The organism is Persicimonas caeni (assembly GCF_006517175.1).
Classification (GTDB): domain Bacteria; phylum Myxococcota_A; class Bradymonadia; order Bradymonadales; family Bradymonadaceae; genus Persicimonas; species Persicimonas caeni.
Genome location: NZ_CP041186.1, coordinates 5,206,132 through 5,217,663, shown reverse-complemented (window position 1 = coordinate 5,217,663; position 11,532 = coordinate 5,206,132). Strand labels below are relative to the sequence as shown.

Genomic DNA, 11,532 nt, shown 5'->3' with positions numbered 1-11,532 from the left:
GCCTCCCATGAAGCAACGCAAGCGTACCACCTGCTCGAGCCGACTCCTAATCGCGCTGAGCTTCGTCGCAGTAGCCTACCTTCCAGCCTGCGCCACCAACGACGCAGCCGCCCAAGACTACGACCTCGAGTCCAATTACGACGTCGATGAAGAGGTCGAGTTGACCTTCTCGGACATCGAGGTCGAGGATCGCTCTCGCCGCCTGGAGGTCGAGTACACCCTGCAGGATCGAGATTGGCGCTGGGCGCGCGACAACGAGTACGATCTGTGGCTGACTCTGTATGCCCCCAGCGGCGGGGACTACGTCTTCGTACACGGCATGCCGCTGCAATCGTACCGCGGGCGAGTGCTCTTTCCGAACCACGTGCGCTACTACGACTACCCGTACGTCGGCCTGTGTGTGGTCGCGGTGGGAGTCGGTGAAGTCTTCGAGCCGGGCTACGGCTACGTGTGCGAGGACCCGGTGCGGGTCACGATTCGAAAGCGCCAGAAGGTACGCTGGTACGACACACGCGTGAACTTCACGTTGGGGTTTCACTACGGTCTCTACAGCTATCCGTGGTTTCACCCGTACTACGGGTTCTATTACCCGAGGTACTATTACGGCCCCTATCCCCCGCGGGCGATCATCCACTACGGGAAGTATCGCCACTACTATCCGCGCCACCACCGGCGTGACTACAAACGCCACGACAAGTACGACCGCCGGAAAGACTACCGCGACAGGTACGACCGCCGCCGCGATTACGACCGGCGTGACCGTCGTGACCGCGTCGAGCGCCGCCGGCGTGAACCGACGCGTCCGGCTGCACGTCCCGACCAGCGCAACCTGAAGTTTCGCTCACCGACGCGTGTCGAGCAGCGCGAGCGCCAGCGCCGTGCGCCGACTCGGCCGCGCATCGAACGCCCAACGATCAACCCTCAACGCGTCACGCCGCGACAAGTTCGGCCGCAGCAGATCCGGCCGCAGCAAATCAGGCCACAACAAGTCCGACCGCAGCAGGTCCGACCGCAGCAGGTTCGGCCACAACGCATTCAGCCGCGCCAGCACCAGATTCGCCCCAGGCAACAACGTATCCGCGGTACGCGCCCTGCGACGCGACCTCGTCAGCCAACCCGTGGAACCCGGCCGCCAACACGGCCTCGCGGTCGATGATCGTGATCCGTCAACCACCCAATGCGTGAGTCAGGGAGCCGAGCCGCCTTTGGCCTGCTCGTCTTTCTCGGCCTTGCGCGACAGCCACCACACCCAAGCGAAAATCGCGGTGGGGATGACGATCAAAAAGAACACCGTACCAATGATGACAGCCCACTCGAGGGAACCATAACCGAACATCTTGTCTCTCCTTTCGTTTGGGGAACGAACCACTCTGGTCGCCGAGACCATTTCGCAAACACCTGCTGCAAAAGGTGGGCCATCGTCGATCCTGCCATAGCGGCCGTCTGACGGGGTTTTGTCCACGGAAGACGCGAAAATGATGCGCCCCGTACGCAAAACTTACCTTTATTTGCGCCGAGGCAAGCTCGCCTCGGTGTCGTTACTCGTCGGGCGATCGCTCCGGAGCCATGCGCTCGACGGGGAGTGGCCTCGGAGGGTTCGCGACCCAAACTCAGACCCCGTAGACGATATTTTTGGTGCCTTGCGCTTCGCAAAACTCGCGCACCGCGGGGACCATGCGCCGAGGCACCACGAATTTGCGGTCTCGAAAGGTGCGCACGCCCAACCGCTCGCGTGCGGTGTGGAAGGTTTGCTTGGCCTCGGGCGACATCTTCTCGGTCATCGCCACGTCGAGCGGGTCGTTATCGCGGTCTTCGGCGATGTCGTTGGCGACCATGTCGAGCGCGAACATCGCCACGAAGGCGTCGTCGCCGTCGAATAGATGGGAGAGCGCCGCCGGTGCCTGCTCGCGGGCCAAATAGATCGGACCTACCGTGCCCTTGGCGACGCGCTCGACGCTCAACCCGCCCAGACCGGCGAGTTTGGCGAAGGTAAATTCGCTGTCGAGGGAGGTGAACTTGTAGATGAGCGACTGGAACTCTTCGGTGTGCTCGGCGGTCTCCTCGTCGAGGCGTACCACCTGCTTGTTCCACGCCCCGGAGGTCTGGGCCAGGTCGATGGAGTAGCGCACGAACAGGCCGGAGGCGTCGAGCTTGTCGAGCACCACATGGAAATAGGCGGTGTTTTTCTCGTGCTCGACGCGACGGAGCGCCACGTCCATATTGCCCAGCGGCGACAACTCCTTGCCGCGGATATCGCTGTAATACTGGTGCTTTTTGAGCAGCTTCTGGTGAATCGGCTCGTCGCTTCGGCGCGCCTTGCGCTCGAGTTCGCGGCGAGCCCCGAGCTTGTGAAGCTGCTCGTCGGCGATGCTCACGTCGGTCTGCACGCGCGTCCACTCCCGGTAGGTCGGCAGCCCCGAGTCGAGGTTGATCGCGATGCCATCGTAGAGCCCCCGGTGGACCTGCGGGCTCATGCAGCGCACGTGCGTCTGCAGCTTGCGCGAATCGGGGTAGTACAGATTGAGCCGCGCGCCGCGCAGAATGCGATACAGGCGCTCGACGTACGCCGCCTCGGCCTCCCCCTCGAGAGTGGCCGATTTGATCGCCGTATTCGGCAGGATTTCTCGTTCGTCAACCATATCCATCCATCAGCGCATCCGCGCATCAGCGCATCCGCGCCCTAAACCCCTAAACCCTAAAACCCTAAACTCCTAGCCCCTAAACCCCTCACTTAATCCGCATCTTCTCGAGGTCTTCGATCGTCGCCTCTTTGACGTCCTCGAGGGTGACCTCCTGGGCGGCGCGCTCGATCTTTTGGGACAGCGCCGAGGAGACCGCGTCGGCGATCTGCAGGTCGTCGTAGCCCTGGTTGATCGCCAGGTTGCTCTCCAAGACGTGCTCGGTCTCGGCGTCGTACAACTGCAGGTCGTCGAGCATCGTGTCGACGTTCTGACGGAAGTACGCCTGAGTCTCGGAGACGAACCGAGTGGTGTGATTGACCGACTCGGTCATCGCCTCGAGCGAGTTTCTGAGCTCGAGCATGACCACCGAGGCGTCGGCGGCGGCGCCGATGGCCTGGATCTGGCCGGCGATGAGGTCGAGCTTTTCGCTGGCCGCGGTCACGTACACGGTGATGTCGCTCTGCAGATGCGCGATGGTCTCGGCCAGCTGGCGGGTGTTCTTCTGCAACTTGGCCAGCCGCTCCTCGGCGGTGCTGTACAGCTTGAGCATCGTGGAGTGCTTGGCCAACTTGCGCCGCGCCCTGTCGAGCTGGGCCTGCAACTCGCGTCCCGTAGAGCTGGAGCGATCGGAGGCCATCAACTCGACCTCCAGGCTGTCTTTGAGCTTGGTCAACTCGAGGACGCGCTCGGCGGCGACCTCTTCGTTTTTGGCCGACTCGACGATCTTTTGGTTGAGCCGCTCGATCTCGTCGAACAGGTCGGACTTGGCCGCCTCGAGGCGATCGGCGAACTCGGCCGCCTCCTTGACCCGCCTCGAGCTGAGTTCATATTGCTTTCTAAGGAGCTCCTCGATCGAACGCCGCGTGATGATCTGCTCGCCGAACCAGGGCAGCTTTGCCAGGACTTCGCGCACGCCGCTCATAAAATCGCCGCGCTCGCGCTCCTGACTCAAATGTTTGGTGATGTCTTTGAGCTTTTTGACCTCTTCGCCCAGCGCCTGTTGGATCTCGGAATTACGCTGGCGAAGTCGGCTGAGCGCCTCGACGTTCTGGTTTTGCCGAGTGCGCTCTTGGCTAATGGAAGTTTCCAGCGAGCGAACCGAGATCCCTTCGCCGGAATAAGAAACTTCGCGTTGTAAGATTTCTTGGTGCGTCTGGCTCATGAGGCAATCAGCCAACTGAAGGGGGCAAGGTAACTGCAGCAACCTTACTTGCAGGCTTGCAAGTGCGTCAACGAATCGGCGGGGATCAAAAAATTCCTTGGAACGGTTGACGTTTTTGCTTTGTTGTGCTTTGCAGGGGGCCCATACGGAGACATCGCAGAATTGCGCCTCACGATTGCGATCGCGTGAGTCGATCGATTTGCGGGGGATCACGCAACTTGCTTTGGAGTAGGAATGGCGAACAAACAAATGGAAAACGTCGGCAACCTCGGCGACATCCTCAAGCACGGCGCGCTGGTCAGGCTCGCCAAGTTGATGAGCACCAAGGCCATCAAGGCCCCGCTGCTCTATTTCGACACCCACGCGTTCATGTTGAATGCGCCGTGGAACAATAAGCTCAAGTGGAAGCAGGCGGTCAACCGCGAGCTCGCCGAGCATCCTTATTACAAGGATTACGTGCGCTTGGAGGCCGACCGCCTCGACGAAGAAGAAGCCTACCGCTGCTCGGCCGGCCTGGTCATCGATGTCATCAACGACATCCCTCACCGGGTCTATCTGGCCGAAAAGGACGACGAGTCGCGCCAGAAGCTCCAAGAGCAGGTGCGCTCGGAGCCGATTCGCTGCGACGCGATCGTCGACGAGGCCAGCAAGCTGGCCGATATCGTGCCACCCGGCGGCGACGACTACGAGTACGAGAAGAACGACGTCGCCGTCTTCGCGCTCATCGACCCCTTCGAGCTCGAGCACGCCGAGTGGGCCGAGCTCTCCTCGATCATCTCCGGCTTCACCGCCGAAGACAGCTACGGGGTCATTCAGGTGTTCGACTTCGACGTCGACGCCGACGAGACCCAGTGGCCCGAGCCGCCGGAGAATTTCTACGGCCCGGTGGCCACCCTCGACCGCGGCCCGTATCACAATGCGGTGTACGCCACTCGCCGCATGGTCGGCCAGGTCCAAGAAGCCCTCGACTTGCTCGGCTGGAAGCTCTACGACATTGAGGTCCAAGAGCCTGAAGACTGAGCGAGCCGTAGCTCATGACCTCGTATCAAGAAAGTGACGCCGCCAGCCGCCAAGACGAAAGTCGCGGCGCGCTCGGCTGTCTTATCCCCCTCATCGCCGCCACCGTCCTCTTGGCGATCGCCACCACCCTGATCAGCTGGCTGCTGTTGGGTGACGAAGAGGACGTTGGCAGCGATGAGGCGGAAGTCACAATTACCGAGACCGACGAATCGACCGCTGATGAGCAGCCGGCCGACGACGTCGAGCCGCGCGAGGCCCTGAATGCACCGGAGAGCTCCGGTGTCTCCTCGCAAGCCATCCTCGAGGTGGTGCAAAGCGGCGGCTGGGTCGAGTTTGGCCAACCTGAGGTCATCGATCTGAAGTCCCAGCAGCAGATCACCCGCAAGTTTCGTCGCCACGACGAGCATATCGCGGTCACCATCCACAGCCACAAAGACGACGACGGCGCCCAGGCGGTCATGGAGAAGACCGATCTGCCCGCGCGCGCCATCCAGTTCGAGCACAAAGTCGTGGTCGTCGAACCGCTGACCGCCGGCGCCAAGCCCAAGGTCGAACAACTCGCCGACCGCCTGCGCCGATTTCGCGACTTGCTCGGCGAGCAGGACACCGGCGAGTAGCGCCCCGCTCCGCCGATGTCTGACTGCGTATTGTGAAAAATCCCTCTCCGGGGCTATAGTGCGTCCAGCACATTCACACACTCAGTCCCGTACGATTCATGTCCAAGCACTCGCGTTTGTTGCTTCTCGTAATTTTCGGCGTCCTCGCAGCCCCCTCCGTCGCCTCAGCTCAACAGTATATCGGCGCCGGCGCCGGCCTCTACACGGAGGATGGTGACCTCACCGGCGAAGAGCGCCGCGACGTGGTCCGTGAAGAGGACGAGTCATTCTCGTTCGACTCGCACAGCACCCTGGCGGGCGGCATCTGGTATCTGCGCCACGCCTCCGAAAATGTGCGCTGGGGTGGCGGTCTGCGCTACTACGGAAGCTATGAGATCGTCGAGATTCCCGAAGAGGAAAACAACAACGACGACGAGCCCCAGCCTTTCGAACTCGGCCAACTGACCGACTTTTATGTCCAAGCCGAGTGGCTCATCCCCTTTGGCGGCGACTACGCGCTGATCCTCGGCGCCCAAGCCGGCCCCTCGCTGCTCGTGCCCGACGGCGAGTTCCAGGACACGATCGACGAACTCAAAGAACAAGGCGTCGACGTTTGGGACAGCCCGCGCGTCGGCTTCAACATCGCCCCTCAAATCGGCGGACGCTGGGAGATCGATGAGCGCCTGTCGCTGCGCGGCGACCTGGGCGTGCGCTACGAAAACCTCTACCTGTTCGCCATCGACGACAACGTCGAGGGCGTCACGTACGAGCGCTCGTGGACCACGAGCACGTTGCGCTACGAGTTTGGGTTGGCGATGGAAATCGCTCTCTAAGGGTTCGACGCACCAAGATTGGTCAGTTGGAGGGGTCACATGTCCCATTCGAGCCACACACGTGACTCTCGGGACAGTCGGTGTCGACCTCGCAGGAGTCTTCGGCGCAGCCGACGTTGGTGAAGTTGCCCTGACGATCGTAGAGCACACCCTGGTCGGGCACCGCACGGTTGCGCAGGCACCAGAAGGAGACTTCGCCGACGGTGGGGTCGCCGTTGTCGTTCCAGTCGAGCTCGCCCGAGGCGCCCTGCAGATCGATGGAGCTACCGCCGGCGCGCGTGGTCAACCCGCGAGACAGGTCGCTTTGGGTGGCGTTGATCGTCTCGCCATCGGACAACTTGGCCATGCCCTGGGCGAGTTCGGGGCCCGTAAACCCGCTGCCGGCGGCGGCCAACCCGATGGCGTAGAGCGCATCGTAGGCGTTGGCGACGTATTGAATGTCGGCGGGGTTTTGCTGGTAGGTCGCCTGGTAGGCGGACTTGAAGCTCTGCCAGGGCACATAGCTCGAGCTGCTCGCCGAGCCCGGCGCGGTGCCCATCACGCGGCCTTCGAGGGGATCGGAGGCGGCGTCGTTGGCCTCTTCGGCCACGCGGCCGGCGTCGGCAAAGATGTAGATGGTGTCGGCGTCCAACTCGGAGTCGAGTTGCCGGGAGATCTGCCACGCCTCGGCGAACCCGAGGATGACGACCACGTCGGGCTTGACCGACTTGGTCGTCACTTCGGCGACGACTCCTGAATAGTCGCTACCCTGCCCTGCGCTGGTGTTCTGGTAGTTGAGGATCTGCAGGCGATGCTCGCCGCCGTTGATCACCTCGTCGGGCAGGTACTGCACGAGGCTCTCGCGCAGCCCTTGGGCGTACACGTCATCTTGGCGAGCGAGGATCGCCAACTTGACCACGTCGGGATCGTCGGCGGCGAGCCCATCGAGCACGTCCGACACAAGAAGGCCCATGGCGTGGGCCTGCAGCGCGTCGCTCGGCGTGGTCCGCCAGACCAAGTTCTTGTCGTCGAGATCCGAGATCGGCACGGCCGTGGCCGACGGCGACACCAGCAGCACATCGTTCGGAATGGCGTACTGGGTGGCCACGTCGACGGTCTGGCTCGAGAAATTCGGGCCGATGATGGCCTCGATGCCGGCGTCGTTGACCAAGTGGTCGGCCCCTTCGAGGGCCACCGCGTCTTTGCCCTCGGTGTCGCAGATGACCAGCCCGATCTGGCGGTTGTCGACACCTGCGAGATCATTGAAGTTCGCCTGGGCGAGCTTGATGGCGTCGAGCATCGCGGTGCCGTCGCCGCCCTCCTCGCCGCTCAGCGGCAAGAGCACGCCGATATTGAAGGTATTCGGATCCTCGACCGGCCCGGCGCTTCCGTCACACGGCCCCTGGTCGAGCTCGTCGACGATCTCACGACGTTCACACAGGTTCTCGCCGCCGCACGTCCAGCCGCGCCCGTAGTTGGAGACACAGTCGGACTCGGAGGCGCACTCGTCGACGTCGACGAGGAACGTGCATGCGCCGGTCGACGAGGCGACCAGACTGAGCGCCACCAGGATCAGAAACGACTTGCTGCGAGACATCGAAACCTCAGACACACGAAATGGGCACAACCTCGTGCATCATACGAGATTTATGGTTTTTCACAAAGTTGCGCGTCGAACCGCATCGGCCCGAGCAAAGCGCGAGGCACGACCGCATCGGGCGGTGTAATTGACCGCCCATGCAGCTGCCGCTAAGATGAGGCCAACAGTTCAAGCAACGCAAAACTCATGCTCTTTTTTCGGGAGCCCATCCATGTTCCGCCTCACCGGGCCAACGGCCGGGACAGGTCACCGGCTTCACATCGTCAAACCCATGGCGGTGTGTCTTATCGCGCTTTGGGTCGCCAGCGGCTGTCAGCAAGAGCCGAGCGATTTCGACCCCATCAATCCTGGCAAAGGACCGGGGCAGATGGTCGGCAACGACGGTCCGCTCAACACCGGACCGTTTGCCGGCGTCGACCAGTCCATGCCACAGACACGTCAGGTCGACCCACCCGACGACGCCTCGCTTCCCGACTGCGGGGAAGACTGTCTCGACTACTGCAACAGCTTGGACCTGCAAAACCCGGTCAACCGCGGGTTGTGTCCTAGCCTGTGGGGCGTCGGCCTCGAGCCTCGCCCGGTCCAGACGGCCGAGGCGTGCCGACGCCTCTTCGCCGACATGATCGGGCGCTTCCCCACCGAGCAAGAGGTCGCCAGCGTCTGCAAGGACCGCCCCTGGGCGGAGGTCGTCAACGACCTGATGAGCCGCGACGAATTCGTCGAGCTCAACCAGCGCTTCTGGGCCGATCGCCTCCTGTACAACAACGAGGCGGTCAGCGTGGTGCGTATCTTCGACGCCGACGATCTCGTCGGAAAGCTCTACCGCGGCGAGGTCCCCTACGACCAATTTGCCGCCGTCGTCAGCGCCCACCCGGTGCTCACGCGTCGGTATGCTACCGCCGGAGACCGCGCCGAGGCGCTCTTCTGGCTCCTGATGGGCCGCCCGCCGCTGGGAAGCGAGCGCAGCGATTTGGCACGGCTCTACAACCTGTGGCACAACGGCTACTACGACCACCCCCACCTGGGCGAGCGCCTGCCCGACGCGTTCATCGAGTACGAATGCGTCACCGACGAGGGCGAGGTCAATTCCGAGACCAAAGGCGCGTGCACGAGCGTCCTCTGGGGCTACAACGAGCTTATCCTCAAACCCGACATGCGCGCCGAAGAAGACGGCGAGGTCATGTGGAGCGGGCTTCTCAAAGACCACGAGTGGGAGAAGCTGCAGCTGCCGGGCAAGATTTTGGCCGGCCAGAGTGAGTTCTGGGAGAAGGCCGTCGACGACGTCCTCGAGCAATACCTGGGCTATGACCTGGGCCGGATGGCGCCGGAGGTGCGAAACGAGCTCGTCAGCCACCTGCTCGAGCACGACGCCGACATCCGCAGCGTCCACTTCGCGGTGGCCACCTCGGCCGCCTACCTGCAGTCAGCGCAGGGACAAACCGACACCCGTTTTCGCTGGACCTGGGGCCCGCTCAAGCAAGTGCACGCCGAGACTTGGCTCGACACCATCGAGCACACCACCGGCTACGAGTTGGGCGATTGCGACCATCGCATCCCCGAGACGCGCGATCTGGAGCGCTCCGACAGGCTGGGCACCATCGCGCTGCTCAAGAATTCGCGCTGGCCGCTGGAAGACGACGGGGACATCGACGACGGCTACCGCTCGCTGGCCCAAGCGCTGGGCGGCTGCCCCCGAAACGACGTCGGCGGACGCTTCCGCATCGTGAGCATCTTGACGACGGCCCAGCAGCTCAACTTCGTCAACCGCATCTGCAACCCGTCGTTCGACGGCGATCTCGACGGCGTCGACGCCTCGATGCTATTGCCGCCCGACATCGACCCCGATGTGGCCGTCGACCGCGAGCTCGCCGCCAAGATCGTGGGCTATCAGACCAAGAAGTTCTTCAGCCGCAGCGCCTCGGGCAGCGAGCTCGACGACGCCCGCGACCACGGCGAAGCCTGCTCGCGGCAGGTGTGCACAGCCGAGGAATTCGCCCGTCCGGCGTGTTTCGCGCTGCTGAGCAGCTCGGAGATGCTGTTTTATTAAGTTTGGTTCGAGGACAAGAACCAAGAACTAAGAACCTGATGGTACGCAAAAGATGAGCGACGATACCAAAAGAGATCGCTACGCCCAGTGCTCCCCGGACTCCCAACCCAAAAAAGGCACCGACCGACGCACGTTCCTCAAGGGACTGGGTGTGGCCGCGGCCGCGGGGTTAGCGATGCCGACCATCTGGACGCCCAATGACGCAATCGCGTCGACCTCGGCGTTCAACACCGTCAAGCACCTGCTCTACATCCGGCTCGCCGGCGGCTTTCGCTTTCCGGTGGCGTTCAATGCCGAGGTAGGCGCCAAGTTCAACCCGTTCGGCTCGGCGAGCACCACCGCCGACGGCACCGAATGGGGCGTGGGCGAGCTGCTCACCCGGTCGGGCTACCTCGACGGCGAGCGCGGCCAGCAGCGCCGGGACATGGGCATGAAGCCCGTCCACGAGATCTCCAACCAGATCGCGGTGATCCCATGCGTCGACCACGAGCCGTTTGCCGGACGCGCCGATGGCAACCACGGCACAGGGCTCGAGCGTTTTCAAAAAGGCTATGTGGGCACGGGCACCAGCGTCTTCACCATGATCAACTACGGCCTTCGCCAGCGCTACGAACAAGCGCGCGCCGAGGGCAACGTGGTGCTGCCGGCCTTCTCGCTCGACGACTCCGGCATGGCCGTGGGCACCGGCGAGTACGCCGGCTACCGCCCGCCGGTGCTGCGTGGCGACGGGTTCGACAGCTTCGGCTTCGACGCCGCCTCCACCCTGCCCGAGTGGGCCCAGCAGATGTCCGACAAGGCTGACGAGCGCTTCCGCGACAAGGTCCACGAGACCGATAAGACGCCCATCGAGGCGTACATGCAGACGCGCGACGCCACCAAGCAGTACAGCGAGGTCTTCAACAGCGAAGCCCTCAAAATCCGCAACAACTCCGACGAGAAGATCGACGGCATCAGCAACCGCGAGTTGGAGACGATCTTCGGCGACGGACGTGCCGGGCGCCGGGTGCGCCTGGCGCTTCGTCTGTTCCACTTCGGCAGCGCCGCCGTCTACATGAACCAGGGCGGCTACGACTACCACTCCGGCGAAGAAAACGGCCTGCCGCGGCGCATCGACGAGCTCAACCAGATCATCAGCGGGCTTCCGGTCGCCCTCAAGATGATGGAGCACCCTGATGGCGGCACCTACTGGGACCACACGCTCGTGGTCATGGGCAGCGAGTTCGGCCGCACCGCGCGTGGCAGCAAATTCAACAGCGCGCGCGGCAGCGACCACGGCGGCGACTTGGCCACCCGCTGGATGTCGATGCCGTTTATGGGCGGGATCATCGAAAACGCAGGCAACGGCGGTCGCAGCTTTGGCCAGACCCGGCCGGCCGACCTCAAAGCCACCGGCAAGGTCTACTCGTACCGCTCGGTCATGAAGACCATGATGGACGTGCTCGGCTGCGACCACCAAGAGTTCTTCCCGGCCGACGAGCCCTTCGAAGATTTGTTTGCTTGAGGCGGAAGAGGTGGCCCTGCAGATGCGCGGCGCCTGCTGTTGAAGCAAATTTGGCAGAAGAGGTGGCCCTGCAGATGCGCGGCGCCTGCTATTTAAGCAATTAAGGATTTTGG

The 11,532-nt window shown here is 63.1% G+C and carries 10 protein-coding genes; 6 read left to right on the top strand and 4 right to left on the bottom strand.

The window, feature by feature from the left end:
- Positions 1-7: 7 nt before the first annotated feature.
- Positions 8-1,156, top strand: coding sequence for a proline-rich domain-containing protein (locus FIV42_RS19225; RefSeq protein ID WP_141199260.1), 1,149 nt, complete (start codon positions 8-10; stop codon positions 1,154-1,156).
- Between the two features lie 30 nt (positions 1,157-1,186).
- On the opposite strand, the gene FIV42_RS30250 is transcribed toward FIV42_RS19225, so the two are convergent.
- The 3 genes from FIV42_RS30250 to FIV42_RS19215 form a co-directional block, all read right to left on the bottom strand.
- A complete protein-coding gene (locus tag FIV42_RS30250; protein ID WP_168210770.1) occupies positions 1,187-1,336 on the bottom strand; it encodes a hypothetical protein in 150 nt (49 codons plus the stop codon).
- A 274-nt stretch (positions 1,337-1,610) separates the two neighbouring features.
- A complete protein-coding gene (locus FIV42_RS19220) occupies positions 1,611-2,639 on the bottom strand; it encodes a hypothetical protein (RefSeq protein WP_141199259.1) in 1,029 nt (342 codons plus the stop codon).
- 88 nt (positions 2,640-2,727) lie between these two features.
- Complete coding sequence (locus tag FIV42_RS19215; RefSeq protein WP_141199258.1) at positions 2,728-3,843, bottom strand: coiled-coil domain-containing protein; 1,116 nt, start codon at positions 3,841-3,843, stop codon at positions 2,728-2,730.
- A 234-nt stretch (positions 3,844-4,077) separates the two neighbouring features.
- On the opposite strand from FIV42_RS19215, the gene FIV42_RS19210 reads away from it, so the two are divergent.
- The 3 genes from FIV42_RS19210 (at position 4,078) to FIV42_RS19200 (ending at position 6,292) form a co-directional block, all read left to right on the top strand.
- Positions 4,078-4,863, top strand: a complete 786-nt coding sequence (locus FIV42_RS19210) for a hypothetical protein (protein WP_141199257.1) — start codon at positions 4,078-4,080, stop codon at positions 4,861-4,863.
- A 14-nt stretch (positions 4,864-4,877) separates the two neighbouring features.
- A complete protein-coding gene (locus FIV42_RS19205) occupies positions 4,878-5,480 on the top strand; it encodes a hypothetical protein (RefSeq protein ID WP_141199256.1) in 603 nt (200 codons plus the stop codon).
- A gap of 116 nt (positions 5,481-5,596) precedes the next feature.
- Complete coding sequence (locus FIV42_RS19200) at positions 5,597-6,292, top strand: hypothetical protein (RefSeq protein ID WP_141199255.1); 696 nt, start codon at positions 5,597-5,599, stop codon at positions 6,290-6,292.
- Between the two features lie 22 nt (positions 6,293-6,314).
- On the opposite strand, the gene FIV42_RS19195 is transcribed toward FIV42_RS19200, so the two are convergent.
- A complete protein-coding gene (locus tag FIV42_RS19195; protein ID WP_141199254.1) occupies positions 6,315-7,868 on the bottom strand; it encodes an ABC transporter substrate-binding protein in 1,554 nt (517 codons plus the stop codon).
- A gap of 214 nt (positions 7,869-8,082) precedes the next feature.
- On the opposite strand from FIV42_RS19195, the gene FIV42_RS19190 reads away from it, so the two are divergent.
- Complete coding sequence (locus FIV42_RS19190) at positions 8,083-9,918, top strand: DUF1549 domain-containing protein (protein ID WP_222615267.1); 1,836 nt, start codon at positions 8,083-8,085, stop codon at positions 9,916-9,918.
- A 52-nt stretch (positions 9,919-9,970) separates the two neighbouring features.
- The gene (locus FIV42_RS19185; protein WP_141199253.1) at positions 9,971-11,419 is read left to right on the top strand and encodes a DUF1501 domain-containing protein; all 1,449 of its coding nucleotides are present in this window, start codon (positions 9,971-9,973) and stop codon (positions 11,417-11,419) included.
- Positions 11,420-11,532: the final 113 nt, after the last annotated feature.

Coding starts and splice junctions, on each gene's coding strand:
- FIV42_RS19225 (WP_141199260.1), top strand. CDS start 8: ATGAAGCAACGCAAGCGTACCACCTGCTCGAGCCGACTCCTAATCGCG.
- FIV42_RS30250 (WP_168210770.1), bottom strand. CDS start 1,336: ATGTTCGGTTATGGTTCCCTCGAGTGGGCTGTCATCATTGGTACGGTG.
- FIV42_RS19220 (WP_141199259.1), bottom strand. CDS start 2,639: ATGGTTGACGAACGAGAAATCCTGCCGAATACGGCGATCAAATCGGCC.
- FIV42_RS19215 (WP_141199258.1), bottom strand. CDS start 3,843: ATGAGCCAGACGCACCAAGAAATCTTACAACGCGAAGTTTCTTATTCC.
- FIV42_RS19210 (WP_141199257.1), top strand. CDS start 4,078: ATGGCGAACAAACAAATGGAAAACGTCGGCAACCTCGGCGACATCCTC.
- FIV42_RS19205 (WP_141199256.1), top strand. CDS start 4,878: ATGACCTCGTATCAAGAAAGTGACGCCGCCAGCCGCCAAGACGAAAGT.
- FIV42_RS19195 (WP_141199254.1), bottom strand. CDS start 7,868: ATGTCTCGCAGCAAGTCGTTTCTGATCCTGGTGGCGCTCAGTCTGGTC.
- FIV42_RS19190 (WP_222615267.1), top strand. CDS start 8,083: ATGTTCCGCCTCACCGGGCCAACGGCCGGGACAGGTCACCGGCTTCAC.
- FIV42_RS19185 (WP_141199253.1), top strand. CDS start 9,971: ATGAGCGACGATACCAAAAGAGATCGCTACGCCCAGTGCTCCCCGGAC.